The organism is Rhodoferax lacus (assembly GCF_003415675.1).
Taxonomy (GTDB): Bacteria; Pseudomonadota; Gammaproteobacteria; order Burkholderiales; family Burkholderiaceae_C; genus Allorhodoferax; species Allorhodoferax lacus.
The window spans coordinates 1-15068 of record NZ_QFZK01000025.1 but is presented as its reverse complement, the minus strand read 5'-3'; the positions used below and the strand labels follow the sequence as shown (position 1 = coordinate 15068).

At 65.1% G+C, this 15068-nt stretch carries 16 protein-coding genes; 9 read left to right on the top strand and 7 right to left on the bottom strand.

Annotated features, from left to right (window positions below):
* The first annotated feature begins 1 nt into the window (after position 1).
* Positions 2–400, top strand: coding sequence for a DUF6516 family protein (locus tag DIC66_RS20665; RefSeq protein ID WP_233506036.1), 399 nt, complete (start codon positions 2–4; stop codon positions 398–400).
* Positions 397–771, top strand: coding sequence for an HVO_A0114 family putative DNA-binding protein (locus tag DIC66_RS20660; RefSeq protein WP_117180077.1), 375 nt, complete (start codon positions 397–399; stop codon positions 769–771). Before DIC66_RS20665 ends, DIC66_RS20660 begins: the two co-directional genes overlap by 4 nt.
* Before the next feature lie 120 nt (positions 772–891).
* On the opposite strand, the gene DIC66_RS20655 is transcribed toward DIC66_RS20660, so the two are convergent.
* Both DIC66_RS20655 and DIC66_RS20650 read right to left on the bottom strand, forming a co-directional pair.
* Positions 892–2007 (bottom strand): 3-ketosteroid-9-alpha-monooxygenase, oxygenase component, encoded by a 1116-nt coding sequence (locus tag DIC66_RS20655; protein WP_117180076.1) that lies wholly within the window; start codon positions 2005–2007, stop codon positions 892–894.
* 390 nt (positions 2008–2397) lie between these two features.
* A complete protein-coding gene (locus DIC66_RS20650) occupies positions 2398–3234 on the bottom strand; it encodes an SDR family NAD(P)-dependent oxidoreductase (RefSeq protein WP_117180075.1) in 837 nt (278 codons plus the stop codon).
* Positions 3235–3365: 131 nt separating this feature from the next.
* On the opposite strand from DIC66_RS20650, the gene DIC66_RS20645 reads away from it, so the two are divergent.
* Together DIC66_RS20645 and DIC66_RS20640 are read left to right on the top strand one after the other, a co-directional pair.
* Positions 3366–4802 (top strand): aldehyde dehydrogenase family protein, encoded by a 1437-nt coding sequence (locus DIC66_RS20645; RefSeq protein WP_117180074.1) that lies wholly within the window; start codon positions 3366–3368, stop codon positions 4800–4802.
* Between the two features lie 62 nt (positions 4803–4864).
* Positions 4865–5632, top strand: coding sequence for an SDR family NAD(P)-dependent oxidoreductase (locus DIC66_RS20640; RefSeq protein WP_117180073.1), 768 nt, complete (start codon positions 4865–4867; stop codon positions 5630–5632).
* A gap of 13 nt (positions 5633–5645) precedes the next feature.
* On the opposite strand, the gene DIC66_RS20635 is transcribed toward DIC66_RS20640, so the two are convergent.
* The 3 genes from DIC66_RS20635 to DIC66_RS20625 are packed head-to-tail and all read right to left on the bottom strand — an operon-like array spanning position 5646 to position 8238.
* Positions 5646–6581: a 2-hydroxyacid dehydrogenase gene (locus DIC66_RS20635; protein ID WP_338052521.1), complete on the bottom strand. Its 936-nt coding sequence runs from the start codon at positions 6579–6581 to the stop codon at positions 5646–5648.
* A gap of 4 nt (positions 6582–6585) precedes the next feature.
* On the bottom strand, positions 6586–7356 hold the full coding sequence (locus DIC66_RS20630; RefSeq protein ID WP_117180071.1) for a class II aldolase/adducin family protein: 771 nt from the start codon (positions 7354–7356) through the stop codon (positions 6586–6588).
* 42 nt (positions 7357–7398) lie between these two features.
* Entirely contained in the window at positions 7399–8238 is an 840-nt protein-coding gene (locus DIC66_RS20625; RefSeq protein ID WP_117180070.1) for a TauD/TfdA dioxygenase family protein, read from the bottom strand.
* Positions 8239–8459: 221 nt separating this feature from the next.
* On the opposite strand from DIC66_RS20625, the gene DIC66_RS20620 reads away from it, so the two are divergent.
* On the top strand, positions 8460–9158 hold the full coding sequence (locus DIC66_RS20620) for a TetR/AcrR family transcriptional regulator (protein ID WP_117180069.1): 699 nt from the start codon (positions 8460–8462) through the stop codon (positions 9156–9158).
* A 33-nt stretch (positions 9159–9191) separates the two neighbouring features.
* Here the strand turns inward: DIC66_RS20620 and DIC66_RS20615 are convergent, their stop codons facing one another.
* Positions 9192–11315 carry an oxidoreductase gene (locus DIC66_RS20615; protein ID WP_117180068.1) on the bottom strand — a complete coding sequence of 708 codons (2124 nt, stop codon included), beginning with the start codon at positions 11313–11315 and terminating at the stop codon, positions 9192–9194.
* A 157-nt stretch (positions 11316–11472) separates the two neighbouring features.
* Between DIC66_RS20615 and DIC66_RS20610 the strand changes: the two genes are divergently transcribed.
* Genes DIC66_RS20610 through DIC66_RS20595 form a run of 4 tightly spaced genes read left to right on the top strand, consistent with a single transcriptional unit; the run spans position 11473 to position 14361 of the window.
* Positions 11473–12222 (top strand): electron transfer flavoprotein subunit beta/FixA family protein, encoded by a 750-nt coding sequence (locus DIC66_RS20610; protein WP_117180106.1) that lies wholly within the window; start codon positions 11473–11475, stop codon positions 12220–12222.
* A gap of 2 nt (positions 12223–12224) precedes the next feature.
* A complete protein-coding gene (locus tag DIC66_RS20605) occupies positions 12225–13157 on the top strand; it encodes an electron transfer flavoprotein subunit alpha/FixB family protein (RefSeq protein ID WP_117180067.1) in 933 nt (310 codons plus the stop codon).
* 47 nt (positions 13158–13204) lie between these two features.
* Positions 13205–13978 carry an SDR family oxidoreductase gene (locus DIC66_RS20600; RefSeq protein ID WP_117180066.1) on the top strand — a complete coding sequence of 258 codons (774 nt, stop codon included), beginning with the start codon at positions 13205–13207 and terminating at the stop codon, positions 13976–13978.
* A gap of 26 nt (positions 13979–14004) precedes the next feature.
* Positions 14005–14361 (top strand): nuclear transport factor 2 family protein, encoded by a 357-nt coding sequence (locus DIC66_RS20595; protein ID WP_199534812.1) that lies wholly within the window; start codon positions 14005–14007, stop codon positions 14359–14361.
* Positions 14362–14462: 101 nt separating this feature from the next.
* Here DIC66_RS20595 and DIC66_RS20585 read toward each other — a convergent pair whose 3' ends face one another.
* Positions 14463–14732, bottom strand: coding sequence for a type II toxin-antitoxin system RelB/DinJ family antitoxin (locus DIC66_RS20585; protein ID WP_117180064.1), 270 nt, complete (start codon positions 14730–14732; stop codon positions 14463–14465).
* Between the last annotated feature and the right edge of the window lie 336 nt (positions 14733–15068).

The following is a 15068-nucleotide window of genomic DNA, read 5'->3' as shown; positions in this document are numbered from 1 at the left end:
CGTGACGGAGCTGATTTTGGGTCCCGTGTCATGGGCCCTGCAGCCGACCAACCAGTCCGACAAATCCAACCATGCCATGGTGTCAGCCGTGATAATATTCATCATGGCTGATCGAAAAATTGTTGACGATACGCACCACATCACGCACAAGCGGGGGAATGGTCAGCTTCGACGTGAAATTTGGGTTGATGCGCAAGGTCAGGTGACGCGTTACAACCTTGCATATGTCAACTACGCCTTGCACGCTGGCGACAACGGACGCGTGGTTGGTTATGACAACCAACATGGCTATCACCACCGGCACTATTTCGGCGTTGTGGCTGCGGTTGAGTTCACTGGTTTTGAGGACATTGAAGATCAGTTCCAGGCCGACTGGACTGCACTCAGGAGCACACCATGAAAAATATCACCCTTAAAGCAGGCAACGAACAGGAGTTCTTTCGCCGGGGGAAGGCCTTGGCACGATTGGCTGACGCTGGCCAAACTGTGTCAGAGGAGCGCACGGTCAGCTTTGAGGACCCTGCCGATCTTCTGCGCCTGCTGACTGCCAGCCGGCTTGACGTGTTTCGCAGTGTCAAGGGTGAACCAGGTTCGATCACAGTCATCGCCGGGCGGCTGCATCGCGATCGCAGCGCCGTCAAACGGGATGTTGACCAGTTGGCAAAAGTCGGTCTGGTGACGATAGAGACCAAGACGCTTCCAGGCCATGGTCACATGAAAGAGATTCGGGCATCTGCAGGCATTTTCCGCCTCGAAGCGATCGTGATGTGAAGAGCGCCAGACGTTCCTCTTGAAGTATCGCGCTCGCAGTCCCATTCAATCAGCGCAGTCACTTCCTTGGGGGCAAAAAAAAGACCGGCAGTGCCGGTCTTTTTCATGGGCCTGTGGTGATCAGGCCGTGGCAGCTTCCTGTGCCTCTTGCGTGTAGGCCGGAATACCGCGTGGCACATAGATACCCTCGCACTGGTCCAGGTACTCCTGCTTCTTGGCGCGCGGGTTGTAAAACTGCTTGTACCAGATGCGTGCCTTCATGAAGGCGCCGTCACTGGGGATGAACAGGCCGTTGAGGCAAGGCGCCTTGAAGTTCCACACCTCGATGTCCTGCAGGAACGCGGTCAGTGCCATGGCCTGGAATTGCGCTGCGCCGATGGCGTCGGTCTTGCTGGCCACGGGCTTGTCGGTGGTGGCGCGCACCAGCAGGCTGTGCCACACCTTGGCATTGCCGTCGTCCACCGGCGTGTGGGTGATGACCATGATGGCTTCGTACATGCCGGTCAGGTCCGAGATCAGAACGCCGGGGCCGTTGTAGGTGGTGATGGTGTGCAGGTCCACGCTCACGCCGTCGGGGCTGACCAGCGTGCGGTGTCCGCCGCACTGGCGCTGGGTGGCCTTGTGGCCCGCAAACTCGTTCTCGAAACGCGCCACGGTGGAGCCGTGGATGGGGCTCAGGTGGCCGTAGTCGCAGATGTTGTCCACCAGTTCCTGCGGATGCTGGTTGACGATGCCCAGGTGGTCCCACTTGGGTTGCACCCATTGCGGGTTGTCCCACTGCGCAATGCTGGGGTGCTCCCACTCGGGCTCGCCACCTTCGGGGTCATGCCACACCCACACCGCGCCCAGGCTCTCCAGCACGGTCCAGCTCTTGACGCAGGCTGCAGCCGGAATTTCGCCCTGGTGGTAGGGGATGTCGTCGCACTTGCCGTCCGCGCCAAAGCGCCAGGCGTGGTAGGGGCAGCGGATGCCGTCGCCTTCGACATTGGTGCCCATGCCGTCCAGGATCACATAGCTGGTGGTGTTGGGTGCTGCCAAGTGGGTTTTCATGTGCGGGCAGTAGGCGTCGAGCAGCACCACCTTGCCGGTGGCGCGGCCGCGGTACAGCGCAAAGTCCTTGCCGAAAAACCGCACGGCCAGCGGCTTGTGGGTATCGAGTTCGGTCGATTCGGCGATCATGAACCAGCCGCGGGGATAGGTGAATTCACCGAGGCGGTATTCTTTGGTAGTGGCCATGTGTGCTCCTGTTTGAAAGTGATTTGTGCAGGGATATTCCTGCAGCGCGGCACTTCAAACATCCCCTGTTTGGACTAGGGCAGGCGGCCGGCGCGGGCGCGGTGTGGGCTCGCGGTCAGGTTGCCCTAACAGGCGGCTTTGAAGAAGTCGGCAGGACGGCAGCGTATGCCGGACTCTTGTGCCGCGTTTGCAGTCATAAGGCTTTTCCACTCGCTGCGCGGGGAGGGGGTATGCCGGGCACCTCATGGCGGGGTACCGCAAATCGGCGCCCTGCATACCCCTCCTGCGCACCCACCCAAAGGCCAGCGTTCTAAACACACGCTTTCAGCGCAGACTTGCCACAATGCCGGCAGCTGCAGCACTCCGGTTCCGGGTTCAGCGGTTTCTACCCTAAGCCAGCGCGTACTGCTTCACCAGCGCCTGCAAATCCACCATACCCGGGCCCCGGGCCAGGTCTGGCGCGCGCGCATCGCTGGCCAGCCACAGCAGTGCTTGCGCAATGGCCTCGGGTGGCATGGCGCCATAGCGTTGGGCCAGCACGCCGTCGTCGCCCAGCGTGGTCTTGACGGCCTCGGTGCTCACCAGTCCGGGGTTGACGCTGCAGGCGCGCACGCCCTGGGCGCCCAGCTCGCGGTTGATGCAACCGGCCATGCGGGCCAGGGCCGCTTTGGAGGCGCCGTAGGCAAAGCCCCAGCCGCCCTGGTCGGCCGGCACCGGGGGATCATTCTTGCCGGCACCTGAGCAGACATTGATGATGTGGCCGCCGCCTTGCGCGATGAGGGTGGGCAGCAGGCGGCGCGTCAGGTGCATCGGTGCCAGCACGTTGCCCTGCAAGGTGCGCTGCAGGGCGCCATCGTCCAGGTCCAGCAGCAGCGCGTTCATCTCGCGGTCCTGGTAGACCGCGTTGTTGATCAGCAGGTCGATGCGGCCATAGTGCGCCAGGGTGGCGTCCAGCGCGCGGTCCAGGGAGGCCGTGTCCATCAGGTCCATGGCATGCGCAAACACCGGGCTGCCGGTGGCCTGCACGGCCCGCACGGTGCGCTCCAGGCTGCCCGCGAGCAGGCTGCCATCGGGGCGGCGCAACTGGTGGGCATGCTCTGCGCCATCACGCACGCTGCGCGCGGTGATGGCCACACGCCAGCGTGCCCGGCCAAAGGCCACGGCGGCAGCGGCGCCTATTCCACGGCTGGCGCCGGTAATCAATACAACAGGGTGTGCAGGGTTCATGCGCCATGGTGCAGGCGTGCCTGGGCGCTGCCATCGTCCCTTTGGACGAAGTGCGCCCTTGGCTCCTCTGCTACCGTGGTGGCGTGGGTACGATGTCGTCCCGCATACCCACCCGTTATTCAGGAGCCTTCATGTCCACCCCTGCCGCCACCTCTTCTTCCGCAAGCACGCTGCTCGCGGCCCAGCAAGCCGCCTTTCGCAGCGAGGGCCCGGTCAGCGCGGCGGTGCGCAAGGACCGCCTGCAGCGCGTGATTGATTTGCTGGTCAAGCACAACGATGCGCTGTGCGAAGCCATGGGTGCCGACTTCGGTGGCCGCCCGGTGGTGTTCTCCATGATGAACGATGTGGTGGGCTCGCTGGCCTCGCTTAAGCACGCGCGCGACAAGCTCGAAGCCTGGATGCCCGACCAAGCCCGCCCCAGCGTCTCCCCCTTTGACAACTTTGGCGCCACGGCCTGGGTCAAGTACCAGCCCAAGGGTGTGGTCGGCATCATAGGCACCTGGAATGCGCCGCTGTTCACCCTGCTCTCACCGCTGGCCAGTGTGCTGGCGGCAGGCAACCGGGCGGTGCTCAAACCCTCGGAGATTGCGCCGCTGACCGCTGCCGTGCTGGCCGCGGCCGTGGCCGAATCCTTCGCTCCCGAAGAGCTGGCTGTGGTCACCGGCGGCCCCGAGGTGGCGGCCGATTTCTCGCAGCAGGCCTGGAACCATCTGGTGTTTACCGGCTCCACCGCCGTGGGCAAACGGGTGATGCAGGCTGCCGCCCACAACCTGGTGCCGGTCACCCTGGAGCTGGGCGGCAAATCGCCGGTGCTGGTGGGGCAGAGCGCCGACATCCGCAGCGTGGCCGAGCGCATTGCCGTGGGCAAGGCGCTCAACTCGGGGCAGCTGTGCGTGTCGCCGGATGTGGTGTGGGTGCATGCCACGCAACTCGAAGCGTTGCTGGCCGGGCTGCAGGCTTTTTACGCCGACCAGTACCCCGCCATTGCCGGCAACGCCGACGTCACACCGGTGGTGAACGCGCAGCATTTCGCGCGCGTGGAATCCTATGTGGCCGATGCCGGGGCGCGCGGTGCCCGCGTGCTGATGGCCGGTGACTGGCCCACCGCAGAGGGCGCAGCGCAGCGCCGCATGTCCCTGCGCCTGGTGGTGAACCCCCCAGCGGACAGCCAGATCGCCAGCCACGAAATCTTTGGCCCGGCTCTGGTGGTGCGCAGCTATGGCGCCCTGGCTGACGCGGTGACCGAGCTCAACGCCGGCGAGCGCCCGCTGGCCCTCTACTACTTTGGCAACGATGCCACCGAGCAGCAGTGGGTGCTGGACCACACGCTCTCGGGCGGTGTCTCCATCAACGACGTGACCATGCACCCGGCCCTGCACGACGCGCCCTTTGGCGGTGTGGGCGCCTCCGGCATGGGCCACTACCACGGACACGAGGGCTTTCTGGAGTTCAGCCACGCACGCGCCGTCTACAGCGCCGGTGGCCACGACCCGCGCCGCGAGTGGGGCATGTTGCCGCCCTATAACGACAACTTTGTGCAGATGATCCGTGGCGCCGTCACGCCCTGAGCCTGACGCCCTCATGCCCTGACCGCGCCGCCTAAATCCCATTGCCACCAAGCACCGATCCCATGAACACAAGCCCCCTTTTTTCTCTCCAAGGCCAGGTGGCCATCGTCACCGGTGCCGGCAAGGGCATAGGCCGCGCCTGCGCGCTGATGCTGGCCCAGGCCGGTGCCGATGTGGCGCTGTGCGCACGCACCCAGGCCGACCTGGACCGCGTGGCCCAGGAGATTCGTGCCCTGGGCCGGCGTGCCATCACGGTGGCCGGTGACATCAGCGAAGCCGCCGCGCAAGACGCGGTGGTGGCGCGCACCCTGGCTGAGCTGGGGCGCATCACCATTCTGGTCAACAACGCCGGTGGCGCCGGGCCCAACAACCCGCTGAAGATGGATGGCGCGGCACTCGCCGAGGTGCTGGCCTGGAACGTGGTGCCGGCCTACACCCTGATCCAGAAGACCGTGCCAGCCATGCGCGAGGCCGGTGGCGGTGCGGTGGTCAACATCAGCTCGGTGGCGGCGCGCTATGCGCAAAAAAACTTCAGCGCCTATGGTGCGGCCAAGGCCGCGCTCAACCAGCTCACGCGCAACCTGGCACAGGACTTTGGCCCGCTGGTGCGCATCAACGCCATTGAGCCCGGCACCATCCTGACCGACGCGCTGGCGCCCTTCCTCACCACCGAGCGGCGCGAGCGCATGGAAAAAACCACGCCCCTGGGCCGCCTGGGCCAGCCCGAGGACATTGCCGCGACCGTGCTGTTCCTGGCCTCACCCGCTGCGGGCTGGATCACCGGCAAGGTGCTGGGTGTGGACGGCGGCCTGGAGGCGCCGAACTTCTAGTCTGCTGCAAGGCTTACCCCACCGGGGCCAGCACGGGCAGCCCATCAAAATGCGCTGCCAGGTTGGCAAACACCAGCTCCAGCATGGCCTGCACCGTGGCGTCGGTGGTGCTGGCCATATGCGGTGTCAGCACCACGTTGTCCAGCGCCAGCAGGGCCTCAGGCACCTGCGGCTCGTGGCAAAAGACGTCCAGGCCGGCCGCCAGAATTTTGCGTTCGCACAGCGCCTGCACCAGAGCGTTTTCATCGACGAGGGAGCCACGCGCCACGTTGACCAGTACCCCGTTGGGGCCCAGCGCAGCCAGCACGCCCGCGTCAATCATTCCCCGCGTGGCCTCGCCTCCGCTGGCGCACACCACCAGGTAGTCGACACTGGCCGCCAGACCCTGCGCATCGCTGCACCACCGGTAGGCCACATCGGCCTTGGGCGCACGCCCGGTGTAGGCGATGTCCATGCCAAAGGCGCGTGCACGCACCGCCACCGCGCTGCCGATGCGGCCCAGGCCCACAATGCCCAGGCGCTTGCCTGAGACGCGCTGCGTCATCGGGAAGCGTCCGGTGGTCCAGTCCCCGCGCCGTACGAAGCGGTCGGCGCTGACCACCTGGCGTGCCGCACCCAGCAGCAAGGCCATGGCGAAATCGGCAATGTCGTCGGTTGAGATCCCCGGTGTGTGGGCCACACAGATGCCGCGCGCTCGCGCAGTCTGCATGTCGATGCCGTCGTAGCCGACCCCCAGCACCGAAATGATCTCCAGCGCCGGCAGACGGGCCAACAGTTCGCGGCTCACCACCGATTCGCCCGTGGCCACCATGCCACGCAGCGTGGGGGCCAGTGCCTGCAGGGCGGCGCCCTCCAGCTCGGCCGCCACATGGCAGTCGAAGCGTGCGCGCAGGCGCGCGCCCAAGGCCTCGGGCAGGCGGGCCATCAGCAACACAGCGGGCTTGCGCACTCCTTTATTCCAGGACGCTGGGGTCGCGGCGGATTTCCTCGCGGGCCATGGCTTCCCACAGGAAGGGAAAGCCATTGGCGTCGGTGCGCTGCCCGGTCTCGGTGGCCACGGCTGCGGGCAGGGGTGTGCCGCCGCCCAGCAGCTCCACGCGCCAAGCCATGCGGCAACGCCACTCCAGCGTGATGGCCCGCAGGTGCGCCTGGCGCAGGCCATTGGCCACCAAGAGCACGCCGTGGTTGGCCAGCAGCGCCCACTTGTGGGGGCCCAGGGCGTCGGCTGCGGCACGGCCCAGGGTGCCGTCCTCCACCGTGCCGCGGTACTCGTCGTAGCGCACCGGGTCGGTATCAACCAGGGCCGAGGTCTGGTCATAGATGGGCGGAACACGCCCCACGGCCGACCACACCGAACCCCATTCGGGATGGTTGTGGATCACCACGCTGACATCGTGGCGCGCTGCATGCACATCCATGTGCAGGTTGATGGCCGGCGTGATGTTCCAGTCGCCTTCGATGACGCGGCCCTGCGCGTCCAGCCGCAGGATATCGGAGGCGGTCAATTCGCCCCAGGTCAGCTCCCAGGGGTTGGCCAGGTAGGTTCCGTCGTCCTGGCGCACCGTGATGTGGCCGGCGATGTGGTCGTTGTAGCCCTCGCGGTGCAGCATGCGGCACTGCAGTGCCACTTGCTGTTGCGGCGTCAGATCGGGCAGCAGCGCATGCCGTCCCGGGCGGGGGGCGTAACGGGCCAGCAGTTCGGTGTTCACTCCATCGATTGCCATGTCGGTCTCCTTCGTGTTCAAAAAAATAGGGCGCGCTGCGCCTCACGCATGCCAGGGTCCACGCGCAAAGACCGAGGCGCGCTGCATGCGGCGCTGGTGCGGCTGGTAGTCCAGGATGGCGTTGTGCAGCACGCTGCGGTTGTCCCACAGCACCATGTCGCCCAGGGTCCAGCGGTGGCGGAATCCAAACTGGATCTGCTGGCAGTGCGCATGCAACTGGGCCAGGATGGCGTCGCTCTCCGCATTGGACAGGCCCTCGATGTGGGTGGTGTAGGTCGGGCTGACATAGAGCGCTTTGCGGCCTGTGACCGGATGGGTGATGACCATGGGGTGCAGGTGGCGCCGGTTCATCTGCACGATCTCCAGGTAGCGCGCGTGGTTCACCACGTTCTGGCGCAGGGCCGCGGTGATGGGCCGGTTCATGTCGTGCCAGGCCTGCAGGCCGTCCAGGTACTGCTTCATGCGCCCGGACAGCGCGTCGTAGGCGGTGGTCATGCTGATCCAGCAGGTGTCGCCACCGCAGGGCGGCAGGATCTTGGCCTGCGTCATGGTGACAATCGGCGGGCTGGGCAGAAAGCTCTCGTCGTGGTGCCACATGTCGGCGCGGTCACCGAGCTTGGAGTCGATGATGGTGATCTGCTCGAAGCCCGGCCCGAGGTTGGGGAAGAAGGTGTGCACTTCGGGCTCGCCGAAGTGTTCCGCAATCGCCAGGTGCTGCGCCGGTGTGAGTTCCGGCACATGCAGCACCAGGGTTTCATGCTGGACCAGTGCGGCCTCCATGGACGCCAGGGTTTCCTGCAGATGGGCTTCGCTGAGATCGAGTGCAAGCACTTCAGCACCAATGGCGGGGCCGAGCGGGCGCACAGTAAAGAGGGATGTCATGGTTTGTCTCCTGTAGGGAAATTGGGCGGCCGGTATCCGGTATCCTTGCTCTGGCAACGGCTGCGTAAGCGGATTTTTTTCGGTCGACACAACAAAGTTTAGGCAGCCTGCCTGCTCTGCGAAAGTCGCTTTTTGCGGCGGCGCATACGCATCGCAAGTCCTTGATCGCATTGCATTTTTTTTGGTCATCGCCAGCCCGCAGCAAGAACACTCGCATTTCCATGCACAAGAAACGCACCCCTTCCCCGGCCGGGAGCGCGCCCGCTCCGGCGCAGCTTCCCACGCCGCGCAAACACCCCCACCAGCAGCGCTCGCGTGCGCTGGTCGAGGCGGTGGCCGAGGCCTGCCTGCGCATCCTGGACGAGGAGGGGGATGCGGCGCTGACGGTGGCCCGCATTGCGGAAGTATCGGGTGCCGGCGTGGGCTCCATCTACCAGTACTTTCCCAACAAGGACGCCATTGTGGCCATGCTGTACGAGCGTGTGCTGGACCAGGAGACCGAGCACCTGCTGCAGATGCGCGAAGGGCTGGTAGGTGTGCCGCTGGCCACGGCACTGCGCGAAATCCTGGCCAACATTGTTCGTGTGGAGTTGCGGCTGTACCAATTGAATGCGGACTTCCATTTGCGCCACCATGCAGCGCTGCATCTGGGCATGTGGCGCGGCCCCTACCGCACCGCGCTGGAGTTCACGGATGCGACCTGGTTGCCGCTGTTGCAAATGTATGCACACGAGATCCGCACGCCGCACCCGGCACTGGCGGCCTATTTGCTGGGGCAGGGCTTGCGCAGCGTGATCCGCTCGGCCTTGCAGGACCTGCCGGAGCAGCTGGAATCCCCCGCCTTTCTGGACAGCCTGGTGGCCATGGCCATCGGGTGCCTGCGCCCGGAGCAAACACTTGGTAAGCCAGAAGCGGCATGAAAGCCTGCGGCAACGGCAGGCCTTGGCGTTGCCCTACACCTCGCGCCCGGCGCGGTGGCCCTCGTGCATGGCGCCTTCGATGTAGTTCACACCGGCACAGTCACCCATGCGCTGCAGGGGCACACCACAGTCGGCCAGCGCCACGGCCACGGCGTCGTCGGCCTCGGCGCCAATCGCCAGCACCACCGAGTCGGCCGGGGTGCGTTGCTCAGCACCGGTCTTGTCAGTCCACAGCACTTCGTTGCGGGTGATGGCGCTCACCTGTGCGCGCAGTTGCAGCGTGCCGTGCGACTTGACCGCGTCGAGCACGCGCCAGCGCCGCACGATGGACAGCTCCACACCGGCGCGCTCGCCCGGCTCCAGCACCGTGACTTGGCGGCCCCGATCCAGCAAAAACTCGGCCAGCTCCAGCCCCACCAAGCCGCCGCCCACAATCACCACGCGCTTGCCCAGCGGCATCCAGAGTTTGGAGAGGGCTTGCAGGGCCTGCGTGCTGTCGGTCACGCGCAGCATGCCGCCAGCCTTGAACATCGCACGCTCGGCCAGGTTGAGCTTGGCTTTGGCGATTTCGTCGGCGCGGTCGCCGGTCATCAGGCGGCGCAGTTCATCACCGCTCCACACATGGCTTTGGTCGGCCCCGGCAATGGCCGGTGCTGCGCGGCGTGCGCCGCTGCCAATCAGTATGGCGTCGGGCTTGAGGCGCTGCACATAGGCGGCGTCCACCGCGGTGTTGAGCTGCACCTCCACCGGCAGGGCGCGCACCTGCTGCTGCAGGTAGTCCAGCAGGCGGCCGTTTTCCGGATAGGCCAGGGCGGCAAAAAACAGCGTGCCGCCCAGCCGGTCCGAGCGCTCGGCCAGGGTCACGCGGTGGCCGCGCAGGGCGGCCACGCGCGCGGCCTCCATGCCGGAGGGGCCGCCACCCACCACCAGCACATGCTTGGGCGTTGGCGCGGGCGTAATAGCGGCTTCGAACTCGTGGCCGGTGAGGGCGTTGACCGCGCACTTGACGCGGCGGTTGACAAAAATCTCGCTCACACAGGCATAGCAATAAATGCAGGGGCGCACCGACTCGGGCGCGTTGCGCTCGAGCTTGATCGGGATCTCCGGGTCTGCCAGCAGCTTGCGGCCCATGGCCACAAAATCGAGCTGGCCCGCAGTGATGGCCTGGGCGGCCACCTCGGGCTCGATGCGGCCCGAGGCAATCACCGGAATCGTCAGCGCCTGCTTGACCGCCGCCGCGTTGGACAAAAAGGCACCGGGCTGCTGCGGGATCGGGGCCTCGGTAAACGCCACGCCGCTGGTCAGCATGGCATAGGCCGAGACGCTGATGGCATCGGCCCCCGCGGCCTCGCACAGCTTGGCCGTGGCAATGGCATCGGCCAGCGTGATGCCGCCGGGTGTGCGCAGCTCTTCGGCGTCCAGGCGCACCCACACCGGAAAGTCCGCGCCCACGCGCGCCTTCACCGCCGCCAGCGTCTGCAGCAGCATGCGCGCACGGTTCTCCAGCGGCCCGCCATAGGCGTCCTCGCGCTGGTTGTAGTAGGGCGACAGAAAACCCGCCAGGATGTAGTTGTGCGCGCCGTGCAACTCCACGGCGTCAAACCCGGCTTGCTGCGCGCGCAGGGCGGCGGCTGCAAACCACTCGACCATCTGGTCAATGTCGGCCTGGTCCATCACCCGCATGCGCGGCTCGTGCGGACCAATGCCGACAAAGGTGGACAGCTCTTGGCGGGTGATGGCCGCCATCATGTCGCTTACCGGCGGCGCCTTGGGCTGCGAGGGCAGCCACACCTCGCGGCCCTGGGCCAGGTCCTGCGCAGAGTTCTTGCCGCTGTGCTGCAGCTGCATGGCAATCTTGGCGCCGTGGCGGTGCACCCGCGCGGCCAGCGCGGCCAGGCCGGGGATGAAGTCGTCCCGCGACACACCCACCTGAAACGGCTCGCCGGTGCCGTGGGGGTAGGCCACTGCGCACACACCCATGGTCAAGAGCCCCGCGCCGCCCTGGGCACGCGCCTCGTAATAGGCCTGGATGCGCTCGCCACAATGCCCATCGGTCTCGGCAAAATTCGAGCCCATGGGCGCCATGACAATGCGGTTGCGAAGCGCCAGCGTGCCGATGCGGCCGCTCTGGAAGAGGGGAGAGAAGGGAGTGTTCATGGAGCGGTCAAGGAGCGTTCAGGGGCGGTTCTGGCGACAGGGTGTACTGCCTGCATTGTGTGGCTCCTGCGCTGGCAGTCATCGTCCGTTTGGACGCTGCCAGCACCCTTCTCTTGCCCGATAGTGGCAGCAAGTCCATTTGTTTGAGAAGAACCCCATGAAAATACTCGTCGCGGTCAAGCGCGTGGTCGACTACAACGTCAAGGTGCGTGTCAAGTCTGACCAGTCCGGCATCGAACTCGCCAACGTCAAGATGAGCATGAACCCGTTTGACGAAATCGCCGTGGAAGAGGCCATGCGCCTGAAGGAAAAAGGCCTGGCCAGTGAAGTCATCGCCGTCTCCTGTGGCCCGGCCCAGTGCGTCGAGACCCTGCGCACCGCCCTGGCCATTGGCGCCGACCGTGCGGTTCTGGTGGAGACCACGGCCGAGCTGCAGCCCCTGGCGGTTGCCAAGCTGTTGAAGGCGCTGGTGGACAAGGAGCAACCCAGCCTGGTCATCCTGGGCAAGCAGGCCATTGATGACGACTGCAACCAGACCGGCCAGATGCTGGCAGCCCTGGGCGACTGGCCACAGGCCACGTTTGCCAGCAAGGTATCTGTGGAAGACGGCAAGCTGCTGGCCACCCGCGAAGTGGACGGCGGCTCGGAGAACTTATCCATGAGCCTGCCCGCCATCATCACCACGGATTTGCGCCTGAACGAGCCGCGCTATGTGACGCTGCCCAACATCATGAAGGCCAAGAAGAAGCCGCTGGAAACCGTGAAGCCCGAAGACCTGGGTGTGGATGTATCGCCCCGCATCAAGACCCTGAAGGTGGTGGAGCCGCCGGTGCGCAGTGCCGGGATCAAGGTGGCGGATGTGGCGGCACTCGTCGATAAACTGAAGAACGAAGCAAAGGTAATCTGATCATGACTTCTCTCGTAATTGCCGAACACGACAACACCTCCATCAAGCCCGCTACCCTGAACACCATCACGGCTGCCTTGCAGTGTGGTGGCGATGTGCATGTGCTGGTGGCTGGCTCCAACGCCGCTGCTGCGGCTGCGGCTGCAGCACAGATCGCCGGTGTGACCAAAGTGATTCATGCCGATGAAGCCGGTCTGGCCCACGGTCTGGCCGAGAACGTCACGGCGCAGGTGCTCTCCATTGCCTCCGCCTACAGCCACATCGTGTTTGCTGCCACCGCCTCGGGCAAGAACATCGCCCCGCGCGTGGCCGCCAAGCTCGATGTGGGCCAGGTATCGGACATCACCAAGGTGATTGGCCCCGACACCTTTGAGCGCCCCATTTACGCGGGCAACGCCATGGCCACCGTGCAGGCGCTGGATGCCACCAAGGTGCTCACCGTGCGCACCACCGGCTTCGATCCGGCTGCAGCCACTGGTGGCAGCGCCGCCGTGGAAAGCATTGCCGCTGTGGCAGCCGCCAGCAGCGTGAACTTTCTGGGCTCTGAAATCGCCAAGAACGACCGCCCCGAACTCACCAGCGCCAAGGTCATCGTGTCGGGTGGCCGCGCTCTGGGCAGTGCCGAGAAGTTCACCGAGATCATCACCCCCCTGGCCGACAAGCTCGGTGCGGCCATGGGTGCATCGCGTGCCGCGGTAGATGCGGGCTATGCGCCCAATGACTGGCAAGTGGGCCAGACCGGCAAGATCGTCGCCCCCCAGTTGTATGTGGCTTGCGGCATCAGCGGTGCCATTCAGCACCTGGCCGGCATGAAGGACAGCAAGGTCATCGTGGCCATCAACAAGGATGCCGAAGCGCCCATCTTCTCCGTGGCGGACTACGGCCTGGAGGCTGACCTGTTTGCTGCTGTGCCCGAACTCGCGGCGGCCCTCTGAAACCCGTTTATCCCCTGCACAACCCCTCACCCCAAAGGACTCTCCCCATGCCCGTAACCCTTGTCACCGGCTCCGCCTCCGGTATTGGTGCCGCCACCCTTGCCGCCCTGCAAGCCGCAGGCCACACCGTCATTGGCGTGGACCTGCGCAATGCCGACATTCTGGGCGACCTGTCCAACGCCGCGGGCCGCCAGGCCGTTATCGCGCAGGCGCTGGAGCGCTGCAACGGCACCCTGGACGGCCTGGTGCTGTGTGCCGGGCTGGGCGGGCAAACCGTGCCCACCTCGCTGATTGCCTCGGTCAACTACTTTGGCGCGGTGGAGTTGCTCGATGCCCTGCTGCCCGCACTCAGCAAAGGCCAGCATCCGGCCACTGTGGTGATTTCTTCGGTGGCCTCGGTGCACCTGCCCTGGGACAAGAACCCGCTGGCCCAGGCCTGCGAGGCCGGTGACGAGGCGCAGGTCAACGCCATCGTCACGGCTGCTGCGGCCCAAGGTGGCAACCTGGCCTATGCCGGCTCCAAGAACGCCCTGACCGTGGCCGTGCGCAAGCGCGTCAAGCCCTGGGGTGCCGCCGGTGTGCGCCTGAACACGGTTGCGCCCGGTGCCACGGAGACACCGCTGCTGCAAGCCGGCCTGCAGGACCCCCGCTTCAGCGAGGCCATCAAGAACTTTGTGGCGCCGATTGCGCGGCGTGCCGAGCCGTCCGAGATAGCAGCCACCGTGGCCTTTCTCATGAGCCCGGCCGCCAGCTTTGTGCACGGCATCCAGCTCTATGCCGACGGCGGCATCGACGCCATGACGCGCCCCACCCAGTTTTAAGGCCAGGCATGCCAACGCAAGAACATATGCACGCTGTCGTGCACAGCTATGTGCGCGCTCTCAATGCGGCCGATCTGGATGCCATCGTCGCACTGTTTGCCGACGATGCCGTGGTGGAAGACCCGGTGGGCAGCCCGCCCAAGAAGGGCCTGGCCGAGATCCGCGCCTTCTACGCGGCCTCGGTGGCCATGCAGCTGGAGGTGGAACTCGAAGGCCCGGTGCGCGCGGTGGCCGACGAGGCGGCCTTTGCCTTTCGCGTCAGCTTTCCCATGAACGGCCAGCGCATGGCGGTGCGCCCTATTGATGTATTCCGGTTCAATGCGGACGGACGTGTGGTGCAAATGCGCGCCTTTTTTGGGGCGGACAACGTCAGTACGGGGTAGCGCTACGCGCCTGGCATGGGCAAGATCGTCCCGGAGAATCAAACCAAACGGCCCATTCCCCTTTCAATGGGTGATCCAGCCATGCAGGGCCGAGAGGCGCATCATTGGCAATCAACAGCATCATGGCCTCTTTGAGCCGCACAAGCGGCGCGGCGTTTTGACATCATGGCACGCGACTCTTCCATGGCCGCAAGGGTTTCGGCGTTTGGCACTTTGAGTTCCAGTGGAAAAGCCTGGTCAACAATGACACGGCGCAAAAACAGGCGCACCGCATCTGACACAGACAGGCCGATCGCAGTCAACGCCTCTGTCGCTTGTTCCTTCATGTCATTGTCCACCCGAATGTGGAGCATGGAAGTATGTGTTGCCATTGCGATCACTCCTCAGTTTCAGCCCATTACCATCTCATTTGAGATTTTGTCAAAATGACGGCGACGCCCCGTTATTTACAGGCCCGGTTGGACCCAGTTCTCTACTTCGAGCGTAGGCACGCGCACGAATTCCGATAGGTATTTCGTCACCAGCACCAAGCCTTCGCTGCGTGCGTGGCCTGCAATGTGCGGGTTAACGAGCGGAATGGGCCGAGGCTGTGTGGAAACACCTTGAATTTGGCGCGCAATTTGCTATGACATAGCAAGCCTTGTGGAGGATTGAGTATGTCCAGATTCGTTGAGGGTCAAGACCGGCACCAGGTCACTTTGTTGCCA